This window comes from Rosenbergiella sp. YN46, from assembly GCF_036620675.1.
Classification (GTDB): domain Bacteria; phylum Pseudomonadota; class Gammaproteobacteria; order Enterobacterales; family Enterobacteriaceae; genus Jejubacter.
The window spans coordinates 99,985-117,161 of the sequence record NZ_JAZHEE010000002.1; the positions used below are offsets into that span (position 1 = coordinate 99,985).

Genomic DNA, 17,177 nt, shown 5'->3' on the forward strand with positions numbered 1-17,177 from the left:
CCAGCATGGATATTGCCGCCTGTCCGATCGTCTGAATGTTGGGGTCGATTGTGGTATCTGCGATCCGACTCCCAATGTGGCGAGTCTTTGCGCGGATGGTGGTGTGGTCGTCCGGGCCGCCTGTGCAAATTGGGTGACGCGAGTTAAAATCGTATCTGGACAGATGAGTGACGTGGTGACGACTCAAGAGGTGAGGATTATGCAGGTTAACGATCGGGTAACGGTAAAAACTGACGGTGGCCCGCGCCGCCCGGGGCAGGTTCTGGCTATCGAAGAGTTTAGTGAAGGCACCATGTATCTGGTTGCGCTGGAAGATTACCCGATGGGCATCTGGTTCTTCAATGAGAAAGGGCACCCGGACGGTATTTTTGTTGAAAAGGCGGAGTAATTCCGCCCGATATACCCGAGTAGCGACAGCTTTCTGTATTCATTCGTAAATCCCTGGGCTGTGTGTTTTAAGTGACCGCCTGGCGTGTCGAAGAAGTGATGCCAGCTAAGTCCTTTGATATCGCATCCGTGCTTGCGGCACGGCGATAGGGCCCAGGGTATGAGCAGAGTGGCGATTGTCTTTAGCGCATATTGACGAAGATCCCGTTAGTGACGTTGTCAGCCAGGCGCACGACGTGATAGATAACCTGCTTGTTATGGGTTTTAATTTTCCTCTTTATATTTCCTTTATGCGACGAGACCGTTTTTGCCTTAATATTCATCTGATCGGAAATCTGGATAGTTCCCTGACCCGACATCCACATTCGTAACATACTGGATTCAGTTCGACTTAAAGACAGAGTCGGCAAATTGATATTCCGTATACACTGCTCATCTTTTGTTAAATAATTGCCAAGAATTTCATCAAGTGATTCAGGTTTAATCGATTTTGAGCTAATTAGTAGATTCTTGCGTACCAGCAGATATTCATCAAAATGAATATTGGCAATTGCCATAAAGACAATGAAAAGTGTTTCTGGATGTTGATTAATGATCTGCTTGATATGCCGGCTACTTTCAGAGTCGTGGATGAAGCAGTCCTCGTTTATAAACACCACGTGAGGATGTCGTGATGCGCAGGTTTCCTCCAGCTCGTTAACCGTTTCCACGTCGACTATCTGCCGTTTCCTCACCCCGCGACTGACCAGGTAACCGGTGAGCCCCAGCCGGGTGTAGCTGCATAAGTCCATAATAATCGTTGACATAGCAAACCCTCACTAAACGCGTTATCCGTTAAAGCACCACGATACCGGGATAATGTTTCACCTAATCCGCATACCTGAGATCCTCAGACACCGGCGAAAAACCAGGAATGATGAACGGGGCCGCTAAATATGGATCCAGACACCAGCACAGGGAACCGTAGCACACGGTGCTGAAGCATTTCAGGCGCCAACACTATCCCGTAAAGTTACGTATAATTTGCCAGGAAAGTTCTCAAAGTAAAGTAAATGTTGCGTTATGTGAAGGGGTTTGAATCATTTAATCCCCGTCAGATATATCCTGGGGAGTGTTATTAAAAAACAACTTTAGGATTTTCCTCATGTGTGACGATCAAGACCATATGAATGTAGTGGGTTAATATTACAAAATGATTGCTATTGATATTCGAAAAATAAACTAAAACGATGGCTAATTTTTATTGGGAAGATGGATAGTGCATTGTCGTATCTGGTGGAAGAATCATAGGTATAGCAGGGATTTAAGCTTAATTCCTGGCGTAAAATCCGTTAGATTGGGAGGAATTGAGCCGGGAAGTGGGTTCCCGGTGGCACCTGACAGAGAATGCGCATGGATCCCCGGCAGATTATTATCGACAACTATCAGCAACTGACGCCCGAATTACAGCGCGCCGCCGCCTTTACCCTGGAGCATGTTAACGAACTGGTGGTACTTTCGATGCGCGCCTTTGCCGTTCAGGCAGAGGTTCGTCCGGCCACGCTGTTGCGCCTGGCTCAGCGTCTGGGATTTGACGGTTGGGTGGAGCTGAAGAAAAGCTTTATCGCCGAGCTGGGACTAGGGCCAGAGACTTATGGCGCCAGGGCCCAGAAGCTGGTGCGCGACGGCACAGACAGCCTGTGTGAGCAAATGTTTGGCGCTCAGGCTCAAAACCTGGCACTGGCGCGTGAACAAAATCGTGATGCTATGGAGCAGGCGGTATCACTGATGGAGTCGGCTCACCGGGTCTATATTTGCGGCTTTCGTGCCAGCTTCCCCGTCGCCTGGTCACTGTATTATGTCTGGAGACTGTTTAATCGTCGGGTGTCGTTAATTGACGGCTTTGCCAATAATGATGAGATGTTCACCCGGGACTTTGCTGCCGGGGATACGCTGGTAATTATCGGCTTTGCACCCTATTCACGAGAGACGCTGCAGGTGCTTGAAGCGGCAAAACGCGCTGGTTCGAAAGTGGTTGCCCTTAGCGATTCACCGCTGTCGCCGCTGGCGCAGCAGGCGGATGCGCGGCTCTATTTTTCCACCGATAGCCTGTCGTTTTTTCCTTCGGTAGTATCCGGCATCAGTATTGTTGAATGTCTGTTGGCAATGCTGGTGGCGCGTCATGGCAGTGAAGCGGTAGAGCGTATTGAAGAAACCGAACGCTGGCTATTTGAGTCGGGCGCCTATGTGGCGCCGGGAAAAAACGCTGACGACCCGGTTTAAGCCAATTCAGCCGCTGTCGTGAAGCAGCGGCTTTTTTATGGTTCATTACAGATTAGCATGAAGCCGGAGCTAACCTGGGAGCGGTACACTTTGGGCTGAGTATATTGCGTTGAGGGACGCGCTGCTTACCACCCGTGAATTCGGGATATCGCGTTTACTTCGGATAACTCTTTATTCTGCCTGGCTTAATCGTCATCCTGACGGAACAACTGATGGCCTTTCAGATGCAGGCCGGGGCAGCGGTGTTGTACGTGGTCATGCCGGTTGCACTATTTTTGCGACTATACCGTGTTCTGGAGGAATATGCCGCGCTGGCGGAGGTTCCGTTCACCTTAAGGTGATTTCTCTTATGCCGGTTGCGGAACCGGTGAACGGGTCATGGGCTCAAATGCCGCCTTCTGACAACCTGGCTTTCCGGCGTGAAAATCGCCGCTATCGCGGGCTCCTACGTATTCCCGTCCGCCGGACGGGTCGGGCGTGACGGCACCTCCCTGTGCCGCACGCCCTCAGCCCGACGTCCTGTCGGGCTGACCCTGGCCACCGGGAATACTCCGGCGATTTTCAGGCCGGAGAATGTCACCACCTTTGATCATCTGCCTGGATTAATCAGAGCCGGTATCATTTAAAAAAACAGACTGAAGCGATGAGGGGGTTACATCCCGGCTTAAAAAACGCCGCAGCGTTCACGCAGGGCCGGAGGAGCGACAGGATGTCGCGACAGGGCGAGGTCGCCAGGGATGGCGACTCTTGCCCGTTCCGAAAAGCCCGGAGTGATAAGCGAAGGGGCCCGCGTCAGCGGCGTTTTTTACCGCCGGGGAGCCCGGGTCGCCAGGGGAGCGGCGACTGAGCCCCCCTGGCCCGTTCACCTGTGGTGGATTAACAGAGAAGCAGTTACCTGAAGTGAACGGAACAGCCCACTGCATCATCATATTCTGCCGCTTTTGTTCTGAAACAGGGCGCCGGAGCCGCCTGTCACCCTCACCCCAGCCCTCTCCCTGAAGGGAGAGGGAGTTTCCCTGGCCCACTGCATCATCATATTCTGCCGGTTTTGTTCTGAAAGCGGGCGCCAAAGCTGCCTGTCACCCTCACCCCGGCCCTCTCCCGAAATGGGAGAGGGAGTTTCCCGACAATGAACGGAACACCCACCACATCGTCATATTCTGCCATTTTTATGCTGAAACCGGGTGGCAGAGCCGTCTGTCACCCTCACCCCGGCCTCTCCCGAAACGGGAGAGGGAGTTGCCCGGCAATGAACGGAACACCCGCCGCATCGTCATATTCTGCCGCTTTTTAGCTTCCCGCTTTCAACCATTCCACGCTAAAGCGCGGTGAACCTCTTTTATTCTGTAATCATGATTCATATGAATCATAATTAAATTGACCGAGTCCATATGTATCCTTCAGGATATAAGACGAACCCATTATCTGTCTTAACGGATACCACTATGTCTCACATCATTCATCGCACTCTTGCGGGCGTACCGCCAGTCGCCGCCGCGGCGCAGGGCGTCTGGATAACCGATGCTAACGGAAAACGCTACCTGGATGCCTGCGGCGGCGCTGCCGTTTCGTGTCTGGGGCACGGACACCCGGATGTTCTGGCGGCGCTGCATTCTCAGATAGACAAGCTCGCCTACGCTCACACCGGCTTTTTCACCAGCGATGCGGCTGAAGGGCTGGCGGAACATCTGGCTGCCCATGCGCCGGGGAAACTGTCCCATTGCTACTTTGTTTCCGGCGGATCCGAGGCGATAGAAACGGCGCTCAAGCTGGCGCGTCAGTATTTTGTCGAAATCGGCGAGCCTGAACGTACTACCTTTATCGCCCGGCGTCAGAGCTATCACGGTAATACCCTCGGAGCGCTGGCGGTGGGCGGCAACGAATGGCGTCGTCGCCAGTTTGCTCCACTGCTGATGGATGTGGTGCGGGTCTCCGCCTGTAATGAGTATCGGGATCGCGTAGTGGATGAGAGCCAGCAGCAGTATACGGCGCGTCTACTGGATGAGCTGGAGCAGGCAATCCTCGACGCCGGTCCGCAGACCATTATCGGGTTTGTGGCCGAAACCGTGGTGGGGGCGACCTGCGGGGCGGTACCGCCGACGCCGGGCTATCTGGCGGGTGTGCGTCGTCTGTGCGATAAATACGGTATCCTCTATATCGCCGATGAAGTGATGTGCGGGATGGGGCGAACCGGCACGCTGTACGCCTTTGAACAGGATGGCGTGGTGCCGGATATTGTCGCGATCGCCAAAGGGTTGGGGGGCGGCTATCAGCCCATTGGGGCAGTGCTCACCAGCGACAGGATCTTGGCGCCGCTGCGCAGCGGCAGCGGTCTGTTTCAGCACGGGCATACCTATATCTGCCATCCCACCGCCGCAGCGGCGGCCCTGGCGGTTCAGCAGGTGATCCAGCGCGATAGCCTGCTGACCCAGGTGCAGGAGCGCGGTGCCCAACTGGCGGCTTCGCTGCGCGCTGCGCTGGGCGATAATCCCTGGGTGGGGAATATCCGCGGACGCGGGCTGTTTATGGGGGTAGAACTGGTACGGGATCGCGCGACTAAAACACCGTTCGACCCGGCACTGAAGCTGCACGCTGCGGTAAAACGTAACTGCCTGGCCCGGGGGCTGATGGTCTACCCTATGGGCGGCACGGTGGATGGTCGACAGGGGGATCACGTGCTGCTGGCACCGCCCTTTATTATTTCGCCGCAGCAAATCGAGCTGGTGGTTATGCATCTGACGGCGGCGATCCACGAAGAGACAGAGAAAGCAGCCGGGGGGCAATAATGACGACCAACCGTATGCCAGCGCTGGTGGAAAACGCGTGGAGCGATGAACAGCGCGCGCTGGCGCAGGAGATAATTAACGGCCCACGCGGCGCGCTGTTGCCACCGTTTGAACCGCTGCTGCGCAGCCCGGAACTGATGGGCCACGCCCAGCGGATGGGGGAATATTTGCGCTACCGCAGCGCCATTGGCCAGCGCCTGTCGGAACTGGCTATCCTGGTGACTGCGCGTCACTGGTCCCAGCAGGTGGAGTGGGCTATTCACGCCCCGATTGCCGAAGCGCAGGGCATTGATGCCCGGGCTATCGATGCTATCAACGCCGGACGGGAACCGCAGACGCTGAAGGCCGACGAGCGGCTGGTATGGCGCTTTTGTCAGGAGCTGCACGGGGAGCGGCGCATTGGCGACGAGACCTGGCAGGAGGCAGTGGAGCAGTTTGATGAAAAAGGGGTGATGGATTTGGTCGGTCTGTGTGGCTATTACGCGTTGTTGTCAATGGTGATGAACGCCGCCCGGACGCCCGCTCCCGCCAGTACGGCGGCGCCGCTGATTGTAGAGGAGGGGAAATGAAACAACTGCGGATACGGGGAACGGGCTATCAGATCGGACGCCGGCTCGGTGAGTTTGGGCGCGATGCCTGGCATCAGAAGATCGTGGCGACCGGGCTGTGGCAGCGAATCATGCCGGTAATTGGCTCGCCCCAGGCGATAGCGATGGCGGCGGTCACCCGGGCGCGCTTTCCGGAAATCATGGCCGAGCTGGAGGGCATGGCTGAAGGGTTGCAGGCCGATCCGCAGGCGGTTTTTGCCTGGAACTGTCGCGGCGACTTGCTGCCGTCAACGTCCGATGGTTGTACCACGGTGTTCGGGCGCGATGGGCAGGGGCGGATTATCGTTGCGCACAATGAAGACGGCCTGCCGCCGCTGCGCGATGACTGTGCGTTGGTCAGGGTCGAGCCCACGGCAGGGATCGGTTTTACCAGCTTTGCTTATCCTGGCTCGCTATGCGGTCATACCTTTGCGGTCAATGATGCCGGGCTGGTGAATACCGTCAATAATATTCGCGCCAGCTATCGCCCCCAGGGGCTGCCGCGCCAGGTTTTGGGGCGGGCTGCGCTAAACGCCCGGGATCTGAACGGCGCGCTGGCGATCCTGACCAGCGAGGCGCGGGCCGGTGCTTTCCATCACACTCTGGCACAGGCGGGTTCGCCCTTGCTCTACAGCGTGGAGGCCTGTGGCGAGAGCTGCTCGGTTGAAGAAGTGGTCGATGTGGGCGGTCACGCCAACCATCTGACGCACTGTGCGCAGGGGCGCGTAGCACAGCGTATTACCGACAGTTCCGCCGCGCGCCAGCGGCGGGTAGACGCCTGGCTGGCGGCCCGTACGGAAAAGGAATTCAGCGAGCAGGAGGCGCTGGCGTTGTTAAGCGATACCGCGAATCCTTCGCTGCCGATATGGCGCCAGGCGCCGGACGATCCCGATGAGGAAAATACCCTGGCGACGGCGATTTTTAGCCTGAGCGGGGAGGCGGTAAGCTGGAGTATCTGGGAAAGCGACCGCGCCACCCCAACGCTGAGCGGTAGAGTGGCGGCGGCCCGAGAAGATTAGCGCTGAATCAGATAGCGAATCGTTGGACCATCCTGCTGGATGTCCAGCACGGTATAGCCGTGATTTCGGGCATCCTGCGGGATATTATTGACTGACTGCGGGCAGTCGCTTACCACTTCCAGCACTTCACCTTTCTTGAGCTGGGGCATTGCCTCAAGGGTGGCGACGGCGGGATAAGGGCAGGGTTCGCCTACCATATCCAGACGGTAGTCGGGAATGATTGACTGACTCACAGGCTCTCCTTAGCCGGACGGGCGCCGGCCTTCTGAAGGCGGAAAAAGCGTTTTTCCCAAACGATAACTAACATCAGGGCGACAAACAGCAGCAGCCAGGTCATCACCAACCCGCCCTGGGGGCCAAAGATCGTCAGCAGGTTCACTTTATCCCATGAGGTGGCAAGGGTAGGGGATATATCGTCCCAGACCAGCGCCAGCAGGGTTGAACCCAACACGTTGCCGATACCGACCCACCAGAAATGCACCTGTCCCTCTACGGCCCGGTACATCCAGCCGGTTTCGCAGCCGCCCGCCAGTACAATGCCGAAACCGAACAGCAAACCGCCCAGCACGGCATTGGGGCCGGCCCACATAATTTTCGGCGCCACGCCGAGCTGCACGTAGCTGTAGATGCCAATGGCGCTGACGGCCATTCCCAGAATAATGGCTTTCGCCATCTGAGTGCGGCCGGTTATCCACAGATCGCGGAAAGCGGAGGTAAAACAGATTTGCGCCCGTTCGATCAGTAAGCCGAACCCGATGCCGAACAGCATCGCCAGCCCCAGTTTCGGCTGATTCATGGCCGTAAGCCCGACCCAGCCCAGCATACCGATAAACACCAGCATCCCGAACCAAAAGCGGCGTTTCGCCTGGTAAGGGCGCTGAGTTAACGGAGCGGGCGCGTTGACTTTTTGCAGCTTCACCGGCACGCGAAATATCGGTAGCAGCGTAAAGCGGGCGCCGGCCCAGGAGCCAAGAGCCGTCGCCACCGCGAAAAACCAGGCGTGGAGCGAAAACTGCGGAATGCCGGTAAAGAAGGCGGCCAGGTTGCAACCCATTGCCAGGCGGGCGCCGAAACCGGCGATAATACCGCCCAGCAGCGCCTGAATAATGCGCACCCGGTGCTGAGGCAGACGCAGCTTGATGTTATTGGCCCATAGCGCAGCCGCGAAACAGCCGCCGAACATGCCGATAATCATCACACCGTCGATACGGGTCAGGGGAGTGCCTTCGAGGCTGATTAACTTAAAGTAGCCCCAGTTTTCGGCGTGAACGCCGAACAGCTGCAGCAGTTCTCCGCCCCAGCGAGTAAATTCGCCGGTTACGGCCCAGAAGGTGCCGGTAATACCGAAATACCAGGTCGACAGGACGCCGGCGGCAATAACGGCGGGGAAAGGGGACCAGAATTTGATCAGATAATGTTGTCGAAAGTCGTGCCATGACATAGTCAATAACCTCTGAACTCAGAAGGATTTTGCTAAAAGCAGTGCATCATACGCCGGTGGCGACGCTGATATAGTAAAAAATGAAAAAAAGCCGCGCGCGATCAATTTTTATCCCGGCGCGGTTGGGGCTGGCAGGGCTAACGCTTTAATGCCAAAATGAAATTTTGCCGCATTCGGGACGAATCATGAAAAAGTTACTTCTACCGCTGGCGCTGGTGGCGTTGAGCGGTTGTGTGCAGGTGGATAATTACAACGAGGTGATCAAACACCCGGCGCCGGCTGGACTGGCGGGTTACTGGCAGTCTCAGGGGCCGCAAAGCGAGATGGTGAGTCCGGAGGCTATCGCGAGCCTGGTGGTGACGCCGGAAGGGGACACCCTGGAGTGCCGCCAGTGGCAGCGGCTGATCGCGCTACCCGGCAAGCTGATGCAGCATTCGGATTCGCTCTATAACGTGACGATTAAGCGAGAAGTCTATGACGTGGAGCGCCATGGCGATACGCTGGAATATGCCGGTATGACGCTGCGACGGGTGGAGAGGCTAACCGACGAGTGCGCCGACTACCTGGAAAAGCACCCGCTGGGCCAGCCGATTGGCGAACAGGATGCCAAAGCGGCCATCGAGGCGACTAAACCGGCGGCGGTGCAGTCTGGTGGAACCCTGGGGCTGGGCGGCGGTCGCAACAGCGCTACGGCTACCAGCCAGCCCGACGATGAGAACGATGTGCAGAGCGTTGGCCCCTGAGTCCCTTAGTTCGTAATGGAATAACATATAACCCGCGGTGATTTTGATTTCTGCGCGTTACCTTCGACAATGTAACCATTCTGTTTTTGTAGGGGTGAATATGACATTTGCACACTTTGGCCGCCGGGCGCTGATGAGCGTGATGGCGGTTGCTCTGGTCGCGGGTATCAATACCCAGGCTTTCGCGGCGGAAAATCTGCTCAATAAAGTCAAAGAGCGCGGTAGTCTGATTGTTGGACTGGAAGGGACTTATCCTCCCTTCAGTTTCCAGGGCGATGACGGCAAGCTGACCGGCTTTGAAGTTGAATTTGCTGAGGATCTGGCGAAGCATCTGGGGGTTAAAGCCTCGCTGAAGCCCACTAAATGGGACGGTATGCTGGCTTCGCTGGATTCGAAGCGTATTGACGTGGCGATAAACCAGGTAACTATCTCCCCGGAACGCCAGAAGAAGTATGATTTTTCTACCCCTTATACTGTATCCGGCATTCAGGCGCTGGTGAAAAAGGGTAATGAAGGAACCGTAACCAAACCTGCGGATCTGAAAGGCAAAAAAGTCGGCGTGGGCCTTGGCACCAACTACGAAGTCTGGCTGCGTGAAAACGTACCCGGCGTGGATGTGCGCACCTACGATGATGATCCTACCAAATATCAGGATCTGCGCGTCGGTCGTATCAACGTGATTCTGGTAGATCGCCTGGCGGCGCTGGATCTGGTGAAAAAGACGCACAATACGCTGGCGGTGGCTGGTCAGCCGTTCTCGCGTCTGGAGTCCGGCGTGGCGTTGCGTAAGGGAAACCCGGAACTGCTGGCGGCCATTAACAAGGCTATCGAAGAGATGAAACAGGACGGAAGTCTGGCGAAAATCTCTGATAAGTGGTTTGGCACTGACGTGACCAAATAATCGCCACACAGAACAAAAGGCGCTGGTACAGCGCCTTTTTTGTAGCCGCATATGGCGCGCGCTGATTTTTCATCTGGCCGGGACTGGGTTACAGTAGCGCGCGTTTTTTACCTTATTCGCAAGTTATACAGGCCGACGAACCCGGCTGCCAGCCGCGATCAAAGCGCGCCTGCGGAGGAAACATGTCCATCGATCAACTCGCCCTTTTCCCGCGCCTGGAACTGGTTGGCGCGCCAACGCCGCTGGAGTTCCTGCCGCGTCTTTCCGACCACCTGGGTCGGGAGATCTATATTAAACGTGATGATGTGACGCCGATGGCCATGGGCGGCAATAAACTGCGCAAGCTGGAGTTTCTGGCGGCCCAGGCGCTGCGCGAAGGGGCGGACACGCTGGTCACCGCTGGCGCCATTCAGTCTAATCACGTTCGCCAGACGGCGGCGGTGGCAGCCAAACTGGGATTGCATTGCGTGGCGCTGCTGGAAAACCCCATCGCTACCCGTCAGGATAACTACCTGACCAACGGCAACCGCCTGCTGCTGGATCTGTTCCAGGTCCAGGTAGAAATGTGCGATGCTCTGCACGATCCCGCAGCGCAGTTGGATGAACTGGCGACGCGCATCGAAGCTCAGGGATTTCGCCCTTATGTGGTACCAGTCGGCGGCTCCAGCGCGCTGGGTTCGTTGGGCTATGTGGCCTGCGCCCGGGAGATAGCCGATCAGTGCGAAGGCGCGGTGTCTCTTTCCTCGGTGGTGGTGGCATCCGGTAGCGCCGGCACTCAGGCGGGTCTGGCGGTAGGGCTGGAGCAGCTGATGCCGGAAACCTGGCTGATCGGCATTACCGTGTCGCGCAGCGTCGAGCAACAGCTGCCGAAAGTGGTACAGCTTCAGCATGATATCGGCGCCAGCCTGGAACTGGTACCGCAGGCGCCGATTCACCTGTGGGATGACTATTTCGCCCCGGGCTACGGATTCCCAAACGATGCCGGGCAGGAGGCGATCAAGCTGCTTGCCGCCCTGGAAGGCGTTGTGCTGGATCCGGTCTATACCGCGAAAGCAATGGCGGGACTGATCGACGGCATTATCCAGGGACGCTTTCCGGACGATGGGCCCATCCTGTTCGTTCATACCGGTGGAGCGCCCGCCTTGTTCGCCTATCATCCCCACATTTAACACTCAGGAAATCACATAACAATGCAAGAAAGTTTTCATCTGGTCATTGAATCGCTGCCGTTTCTGCTCAGAGGCGCCGTCTTTACGCTGCAACTGAGCCTGGGTGGCATGTTCTTTGGGCTGCTTCTGGGATTCCTGTTGGCGCTGATGCGCTTGTCCAGCTTCTGGCCCCTGTCGTGGATTTCGCGTTTTTACGTTTCGATCTTCCGCGGCACGCCGCTTATCGCCCAGCTGTTTATGATCTACTACGGCCTGCCGCAGTTCGGTATCGAACTGGATCCGATGCCGGCGGCGATGATTGGCCTGTCGCTGAATACCGCGGCCTATACCTCTGAAACGCTGCGCGCCGCTATTGCCTCCATTGAGAAAGGGCAGTGGGAAGCGGCGGCCAGCCTGGGGATGACTCGCTGGCAGACTATGCGCCGGGCGATTCTGCCCCAGGCGGGGCGCGTGGCGCTGCCGCCGCTCAGTAACAGTTTTATCGGCCTGGTGAAGGATACCTCGCTGGCGGCCACCATTCAGGTACCGGAGCTGTTCCGCCAGGCGCAGTTGATTACTTCACGTACCCTGGAGGTGTTCACCATGTACCTGGCGGCTTCGCTGATCTACTGGGTGATGGCGACGGCGCTGTCCGCGCTGCAGAACTACTTTGAAAATCAGCTTAACCGTCAGGAGCGAGAACCGAAATGAGTGCGATAGAGGTCAAAGCGCTGGTCAAATCCTTCCACGGCCAGCGGGTGCTGCACGGCATCGATCTGGAAGTAGAAAGCGGCGAAGTGGTGGCGATTATCGGCCCAAGTGGTTCAGGTAAAACCACGCTGCTGCGCAGCATCAATCTGCTGGAGCAGCCGGACAGCGGTAGCATTCGGGTGGGGGATATTGCCATAGATATCGGACGCTCTCTCGGTAAACAGCGTGAGCAGGTGCGTCTGCTGCGCCAGCACGTCGGATTCGTATTCCAGAATTTTAATTTGTTCCCGCACCGTACTGTACTGGAGAACATTATTGAAGGGCCGGTCATCGTTAAAGGGGAATCAAAGCAGGATGCCTGTGCCCGGGGCCGGGAACTGCTGGCGAAGGTGGGGCTGAGCGGTAAAGAAGAGAGCTATCCGCGGCGACTGTCCGGTGGCCAGCAGCAGCGGGTGGCTATTGCCCGTGCGCTGGCGATGCGCCCGGAAGTCATTCTGTTCGATGAACCGACGTCGGCGCTCGATCCCGAACTGGTGGGTGAGGTACTGAGTACGATGCGTCAGCTGGCCGAAGAAAAACGTACCATGGTTATTGTGACGCATGAAATGAGCTTTGCCAGGGATGTAGCCGATCGCGCCATTTTTATGGATCAGGGGCGTATTATTGAACAGGGGCCAGCGAAGCAGTTATTTTCCAGTCCGCAACAGCCGCGTACTCAGCAGTTTCTGGAAAAATTTCTGATGCAATAAATGGTGGCAGCCGTCTGCAGGCGGCTCCGATTTTACTGATTTGACGTAAGGGCGGGAAAGGAAAATACGATTTGTTATTTTTCCTTATCTGGAAATAAATCGGTTTTTATTTGTAACTAATGGTAAAGGCTGAAGGCGAAACGCCTTCAGCGCAACGATAAGGTTACTGACGGTACGCCTGTTTTATCTGGTTAACCGTATTGGTGAACACTTCGGCATGCGCTTTATCTTCCATCTGCGCAATCTCTTTTTCCATTTTGATAATGACTTTTCCTGCGTCTGCCTGACCCATTGCTTTCAGCATCTGGGTAAACAGCGCTTTCAGGCAGCTCACTTCAAGGGCCAGCTGCTGGGCGTTATCCGCGGTAGAAAAATCCGGCGTGCTCATTTCTATTCCTCTTTCTTTCGATTGATACCGCGCTTAACGGCGGTCGACGCAAGCCCCTGAGTATACCACAAACTCAGATGAAACCATGCGAGGCGCGGGGCGAAGCGAAGGCGGGCAGGGGGGCGATCGCACTTTACGCCTTGCCGCTGGTGGGGATAATTGTTTCAATTTGGTGTGTTGAAGGTTAATTAAAAGTAGAGCCCAGGGGTAAGTGAAAGAAATAGCAGTAAACATGTATTTTTCCGACTGATGTAATGTAATTATTGCATAACTATTTCTTTTGCTAGCGGATGGTTCAGTGCCGGGAACGTTTGCGTTACTTTTATTTTATGGATGGTCGATACTGTGTGGCACTCAGCATTTTTACGTTTTAAATGTGACTTAAAAACCGTTAATATATGTGGCGAATAAACTATCAGTAGCGTTATCCCTTTTCTGGAGAATTATTCTTTGATCAACGTCCTTCTTGTTGATGACCATGAACTGGTGCGCGCAGGGATACGCCGCATTCTGGAAGATATCAAGGGCATTAAAGTGATCGGCGAAGCCTGTTGTGGTGAAGATGCCGTAAAACTGTGCCGTAGTACTCCGGTGGATGTGGTTCTGATGGATATGAACATGCCGGGAATGGGGGGCCTTGAGGCCACTCGTAAGATTGCCCGGGCCTGTGGCGATACCAGGGTCATTATGTTGACCGTGCATACCGAAAACCCGTTACCGGCCAGGGTGATGCAGGCGGGGGCGGCAGGTTACCTGAGTAAAGGAGCCGCGCCGCAAGAAGTGGTCAGCGCTATCCGTTCGGTGAATTCCGGGCAGCGCTATATTGCATCTGACATTGCACAGCAAATGGCGCTCAGCCAGATAGAACCGGCTAACACGGGATCGCCGTTTGCCAGTTTGTCTGAGCGCGAGTTGCAGATTATGCTGATGATTACCCGGGGGCAGAAGGTCAATGAAATTTCCGAACAGTTGAACCTGAGTCCGAAAACGGTAAACAGCTACCGCTATCGAATGTTTAGCAAACTCAATATTAGCGGTGATGTCGAATTGACCCATCTGGCAATACGCCACGGGTTGTGCAGCGCGGAGCCTTTGACCAGTTAAAGTGAATGATGTTTTTGACGCAAAAGCGTTCCTGAAGACCGTCACCAGTAAACCTGGTGTATATCGTATGTATGATGGCCAGGGTACGGTCATCTATGTCGGTAAGGCCAAGGATCTGAAAAAGCGGCTGGCGAGCTATTTTCGTTCGAACCTTGCCAGCCGCAAAACCGAAGCGCTGGTAGCTCAGATCCGCCAGATTGACGTTACAGTAACCCATACCGAAACCGAGGCGCTGCTGCTGGAGCACAATTATATTAAGCTCTATCAGCCGCGCTATAACGTGCTGTTGCGCGACGATAAATCCTATCCTTTTATTTTTCTGAGCGGTGATACCCATCCGCGCCTTGCTATCCACCGCGGGGCAAAGCATGCCAAAGGGGAGTATTTCGGACCATTTCCCAATGGTTACGCGGTGCGTGAAACCTTGGCGTTGCTACAGAAAATTTTCCCCGTTCGCCAGTGTGAAAACAGCGTCTATCGTAACCGCTCCCGCCCCTGTCTTCAGTACCAGATCGGTCGCTGCCTTGGCCCCTGCGTCGCAGGGCTGGTGAGCGAAGAGGAGTACGCGCGCCAGGTTGAATATGTGCGTTTGTTCCTTTCCGGTAAAGACGATCAGGTGCTGAACCGCCTGGTGGCGCGGATGGAACAGGCCAGTCAGAAGCTGGAATTTGAAGAGGCGGCGCGGCTGCGCGATCAGATTCAGGCTGTGCGTCGGGTCACTGAGAAGCAGTTCGTTTCTAACAGCGGTGACGATCTGGATGTGATCGGCGTGGCTTTTGACGCAGGCATGGCCTGTGTGCACGTGCTGTTTATTCGCCAGGGTAAGGTGCTGGGTAGCCGCAGCTACTTCCCGAAAGTGCCGGGCGGTACCGATCTTTGTGAAGTGGTCGAAACCTTTGTCGGCCAGTTCTACCTGCAGGGGAGCCAGATGCGCACCCTGCCGGGCGAGATCCTGCTGGATTTCGCGCTGCAGGATAAGAGCCTGCTGGAAAACTCCCTGAGCGAACTGGCGGGGCGCCATATCCATCTGCAAACCCGACCGCGAGGCGCCCGGGCGCGCTATCTGAAGCTGGCGCGTACTAACGCTGCCACGGCGCTGGTCAGCCGCCTGGCTCAGCAGTCCACCATCACTCAACGTCTGACCGCGCTGGCGCAGGTACTCAGGCTTGCGAAAATTAACCGGATGGAGTGCTTCGACATCAGTCACACTATGGGGGAACAGACCGTGGCTTCCTGCGTGGTGTTTGACTCTAACGGCCCGCTGCGCTCCGAATATCGGCGCTATAACATTGCCGGTATTACCCCGGGGGACGATTACGCGGCTATGAACCAGGTGCTGTGCCGCCGCTATGGTAAAGCCATTGAGCAGAGCAAAATCCCGGATGTAATTTTGATTGACGGCGGTAAAGGACAGTTGGCCCAGGCCAAAGAGGTCTTCGCCAGCCTGGACGTGGAGTGGGATAAAGACCGCCCGCTGTTACTGGGGGTCGCCAAAGGGAGCGATCGTAAAGCGGGGCTGGAGACACTGTTCCTGGAACCGGAAGGGGAGGGATTTGCTCTGCCGCCAGATTCGCCGGCGCTGCATGTTATTCAGCATATTCGCGACGAGTCCCATAACCACGCTATTTCCGGGCATCGTAAAAAGCGGGCTAAGGTCAAGAACACCAGCTCGCTGGAGTCTATTGAAGGGATAGGCCCTAAGCGGCGCCAGATGTTGCTTAAATATATGGGCGGATTGCAACCCCTGAAGAATGCCAGCATTGAAGAAATCGCAAAAGTGCCGGGGATCTCGCAGGGACTGGCAGAAAAGATCTACTACTCGTTGAAACATTAAGGGCTATGTAGCAACATAGAGACAATTTCCCCCTGACGACAGATAGTTATCCGGCATTATGCAATTTAATATACCAACCCTGCTTACGCTGTTTCGTGTTGTCCTGATTCCGTTCTTTGTGCTGGCATTCTATCTGCCATTCCACTGGGCGCCATTTCTGTGCGCGTTTATCTTCTGCCTGGCAGCGGTGACGGACTGGTTTGATGGCTTTCTGGCCAGGCGCTGGAATCAGAGCACTCGTTTCGGTGCCTTCCTCGACCCGGTCGCCGATAAGGTGATGGTTGCGATAGCCCTGGTGCTGGTGGTGGAGCACTACCACAGTTGGTGGATGACGCTGCCGGCCGCAACCATGATTGCCCGTGAGATTATCATCTCCGCGCTGCGTGAGTGGATGGCGGAAATCGGCAAGCGTAGCAGCGTGGCGGTTTCATGGATAGGCAAAGTGAAAACCACGGCACAGATGTTGGCGCTAATCGGTATGCTGTGGCGGCCGAATATCTGGATTGAGTACGCCGGTATTACGCTGTTTTTCGTTGCCGCATTGCTGACATTCTGGTCAATGTTCCAGTATTTGAACGCCGCGCGCGGCGATTTGCTTGAAGGATGATCTATCCGCTGTAAAATTCAGCAAACGAGTCGGCGAGAGGGAAAATTTCGTTGACTCATTGCGTGAGGTAAGTAGAATGCAACGCATCGAACGGCAGCACGGTTCGCCAGACGATAGTGAAATCAAGTAATTAACCAGCGTTAACTACCTGATGATGCGGGAATAGCTCAGTTGGTAGAGCACAACCTTGCCAAGGTTGGGGTCGCGAGTTCGAGTCTCGTTTCCCGCTCCAGTTTTCAGCATCGGCCCTTACGGCGGGTGCCAAAAAGAATTTGGCGCGTTAACAAAGCGGTTATGTAGCGGATTGCAAATCCGTCTAGTCCGGTTCGACTCCGGAACGCGCCTCCACTTTTTCCCCGAGCCCGGATGGTGGAATCGGTAGACACAAGGGATTTAAAATCCCTCGGCCTTTGGCTGTGCGGGTTCAAGTCCCGCTCCGGGTACCAGCGGGAAAAACGCATAAAATCAATGATAAGCAGTGTCGTGCAAAACCACCTTCGGGTGGTTTTT

General features: G+C 55.7%; 17 protein-coding genes, 3 tRNA genes and 1 pseudogene. 17 read left to right on the forward strand and 4 right to left on the reverse strand.

Features of this window, described 5'->3' with window-relative positions; genetic code table 11:
- The first annotated feature begins 199 nt into the window (after positions 1–199).
- Positions 200–388, forward strand: coding sequence for a protein DsrB (gene dsrB / locus V3W49_RS02130; protein ID WP_500143387.1), 189 nt, complete (start codon positions 200–202; stop codon positions 386–388).
- 181 nt (positions 389–569) lie between these two features.
- On the opposite strand, the gene rcsA is transcribed toward dsrB, so the two are convergent.
- Complete coding sequence (gene rcsA / locus V3W49_RS02135; RefSeq protein WP_500143388.1) at positions 570–1,193, reverse strand: transcriptional regulator RcsA; 624 nt, start codon at positions 1,191–1,193, stop codon at positions 570–572.
- A 586-nt stretch (positions 1,194–1,779) separates the two neighbouring features.
- Between rcsA and V3W49_RS02140 the strand changes: the two genes are divergently transcribed.
- The 5 genes from V3W49_RS02140 (at position 1,780) to V3W49_RS02160 (ending at position 7,041) form a co-directional block, all read left to right on the forward strand.
- On the forward strand, positions 1,780–2,649 hold the full coding sequence (locus V3W49_RS02140) for a MurR/RpiR family transcriptional regulator (protein ID WP_500143390.1): 870 nt from the start codon (positions 1,780–1,782) through the stop codon (positions 2,647–2,649).
- 419 nt (positions 2,650–3,068) lie between these two features.
- Positions 3,069–3,275 carry a hypothetical protein gene (locus V3W49_RS02145; RefSeq protein WP_500143391.1) on the forward strand — a complete coding sequence of 69 codons (207 nt, stop codon included), beginning with the start codon at positions 3,069–3,071 and terminating at the stop codon, positions 3,273–3,275.
- Between the two features lie 819 nt (positions 3,276–4,094).
- Positions 4,095–5,435, forward strand: coding sequence for an aspartate aminotransferase family protein (locus V3W49_RS02150; protein WP_500143393.1), 1,341 nt, complete (start codon positions 4,095–4,097; stop codon positions 5,433–5,435).
- A complete protein-coding gene (locus V3W49_RS02155; protein WP_500143394.1) occupies positions 5,435–6,004 on the forward strand; it encodes a carboxymuconolactone decarboxylase family protein in 570 nt (189 codons plus the stop codon). Before V3W49_RS02150 ends, V3W49_RS02155 begins: the two co-directional genes overlap by 1 nt.
- Positions 6,001–7,041 (forward strand): C45 family autoproteolytic acyltransferase/hydrolase, encoded by a 1,041-nt coding sequence (locus V3W49_RS02160; RefSeq protein ID WP_500143395.1) that lies wholly within the window; start codon positions 6,001–6,003, stop codon positions 7,039–7,041. Before V3W49_RS02155 ends, V3W49_RS02160 begins: the two co-directional genes overlap by 4 nt.
- Here the strand turns inward: V3W49_RS02160 and yedF are convergent.
- The gene (gene yedF / locus V3W49_RS02165; RefSeq protein WP_500143397.1) at positions 7,038–7,274 is read right to left on the reverse strand and encodes a sulfurtransferase-like selenium metabolism protein YedF; all 237 of its coding nucleotides are present in this window, start codon (positions 7,272–7,274) and stop codon (positions 7,038–7,040) included. The two genes, V3W49_RS02160 and yedF, sit on opposite strands and share 4 nt — an antisense overlap.
- Complete coding sequence (yedE, locus tag V3W49_RS02170) at positions 7,271–8,482, reverse strand: selenium metabolism membrane protein YedE/FdhT (RefSeq protein ID WP_500143398.1); 1,212 nt, start codon at positions 8,480–8,482, stop codon at positions 7,271–7,273. Before yedE ends, yedF begins: the two co-directional genes overlap by 4 nt.
- Before the next feature lie 185 nt (positions 8,483–8,667).
- Between yedE and yedD the strand changes: the two are divergent.
- The 5 genes and pseudogenes from yedD to tcyN all read left to right on the forward strand — a co-directional run.
- Positions 8,668–9,075 (forward strand): annotated as a pseudogene (gene yedD, locus V3W49_RS02175) (lipoprotein YedD); the annotation flags it as partial.
- Positions 9,076–9,325: 250 nt separating this feature from the next.
- Positions 9,326–10,126 carry a cystine ABC transporter substrate-binding protein gene (gene tcyJ, locus V3W49_RS02180; protein ID WP_500143399.1) on the forward strand — a complete coding sequence of 267 codons (801 nt, stop codon included), beginning with the start codon at positions 9,326–9,328 and terminating at the stop codon, positions 10,124–10,126.
- A 182-nt stretch (positions 10,127–10,308) separates the two neighbouring features.
- Positions 10,309–11,295, forward strand: coding sequence for a D-cysteine desulfhydrase (gene dcyD / locus V3W49_RS02185; protein ID WP_500143400.1), 987 nt, complete (start codon positions 10,309–10,311; stop codon positions 11,293–11,295).
- A 21-nt stretch (positions 11,296–11,316) separates the two neighbouring features.
- Entirely contained in the window at positions 11,317–11,985 is a 669-nt protein-coding gene (gene tcyL / locus V3W49_RS02190; protein ID WP_500143401.1) for a cystine ABC transporter permease, read from the forward strand.
- Positions 11,982–12,734, forward strand: coding sequence for an L-cystine ABC transporter ATP-binding protein TcyN (gene tcyN / locus V3W49_RS02195; RefSeq protein WP_500143403.1), 753 nt, complete (start codon positions 11,982–11,984; stop codon positions 12,732–12,734). The genes tcyL and tcyN overlap by 4 nt, the downstream gene beginning before the upstream one ends.
- Positions 12,735–12,897: 163 nt before the next feature.
- Here the strand turns inward: tcyN and V3W49_RS02200 are convergent, their stop codons facing one another.
- Positions 12,898–13,122, reverse strand: a complete 225-nt coding sequence (locus V3W49_RS02200; protein ID WP_138098100.1) for a DUF2594 family protein — start codon at positions 13,120–13,122, stop codon at positions 12,898–12,900.
- Between the two features lie 450 nt (positions 13,123–13,572).
- Between V3W49_RS02200 and uvrY the strand changes: the two genes are divergently transcribed.
- The 6 genes from uvrY (at position 13,573) to V3W49_RS02230 (ending at position 17,113) form a co-directional block, all read left to right on the forward strand.
- Entirely contained in the window at positions 13,573–14,226 is a 654-nt protein-coding gene (gene uvrY / locus V3W49_RS02205; RefSeq protein WP_500143405.1) for a UvrY/SirA/GacA family response regulator transcription factor, read from the forward strand.
- 1 nt (position 14,227) lies between these two features.
- Positions 14,228–16,060 (forward strand): excinuclease ABC subunit UvrC, encoded by a 1,833-nt coding sequence (gene uvrC / locus V3W49_RS02210; RefSeq protein WP_500143406.1) that lies wholly within the window; start codon positions 14,228–14,230, stop codon positions 16,058–16,060.
- A gap of 58 nt (positions 16,061–16,118) precedes the next feature.
- Positions 16,119–16,667, forward strand: a complete 549-nt coding sequence (gene pgsA, locus V3W49_RS02215) for a CDP-diacylglycerol--glycerol-3-phosphate 3-phosphatidyltransferase (RefSeq protein ID WP_500143408.1) — start codon at positions 16,119–16,121, stop codon at positions 16,665–16,667.
- Positions 16,668–16,823: 156 nt separating this feature from the next.
- A tRNA-Gly gene (locus V3W49_RS02220) sits at positions 16,824–16,899 on the forward strand.
- Positions 16,900–16,941: 42 nt separating this feature from the next.
- Positions 16,942–17,015 (forward strand) — tRNA-Cys (locus tag V3W49_RS02225).
- A 12-nt stretch (positions 17,016–17,027) separates the two neighbouring features.
- A tRNA-Leu gene (locus tag V3W49_RS02230) sits at positions 17,028–17,113 on the forward strand.
- Positions 17,114–17,177: the final 64 nt, after the last annotated feature.

Coding starts and splice junctions, on each gene's coding strand:
- V3W49_RS02150 (WP_500143393.1), top strand. CDS start 4,095: ATGTCTCACATCATTCATCGCACTCTTGCGGGCGTACCGCCAGTCGCC.
- tcyJ (WP_500143399.1), top strand. CDS start 9,326: ATGACATTTGCACACTTTGGCCGCCGGGCGCTGATGAGCGTGATGGCG.
- V3W49_RS02140 (WP_500143390.1), top strand. CDS start 1,780: ATGGATCCCCGGCAGATTATTATCGACAACTATCAGCAACTGACGCCC.
- V3W49_RS02200 (WP_138098100.1), bottom strand. CDS start 13,122: ATGAGCACGCCGGATTTTTCTACCGCGGATAACGCCCAGCAGCTGGCC.
- yedE (WP_500143398.1), bottom strand. CDS start 8,482: ATGTCATGGCACGACTTTCGACAACATTATCTGATCAAATTCTGGTCC.
- dsrB (WP_500143387.1), top strand. CDS start 200: ATGCAGGTTAACGATCGGGTAACGGTAAAAACTGACGGTGGCCCGCGC.
- V3W49_RS02155 (WP_500143394.1), top strand. CDS start 5,435: ATGACGACCAACCGTATGCCAGCGCTGGTGGAAAACGCGTGGAGCGAT.
- tcyN (WP_500143403.1), top strand. CDS start 11,982: ATGAGTGCGATAGAGGTCAAAGCGCTGGTCAAATCCTTCCACGGCCAG.
- pgsA (WP_500143408.1), top strand. CDS start 16,119: ATGCAATTTAATATACCAACCCTGCTTACGCTGTTTCGTGTTGTCCTG.
- rcsA (WP_500143388.1), bottom strand. CDS start 1,193: ATGTCAACGATTATTATGGACTTATGCAGCTACACCCGGCTGGGGCTC.
- tcyL (WP_500143401.1), top strand. CDS start 11,317: ATGCAAGAAAGTTTTCATCTGGTCATTGAATCGCTGCCGTTTCTGCTC.
- dcyD (WP_500143400.1), top strand. CDS start 10,309: ATGTCCATCGATCAACTCGCCCTTTTCCCGCGCCTGGAACTGGTTGGC.
- V3W49_RS02160 (WP_500143395.1), top strand. CDS start 6,001: ATGAAACAACTGCGGATACGGGGAACGGGCTATCAGATCGGACGCCGG.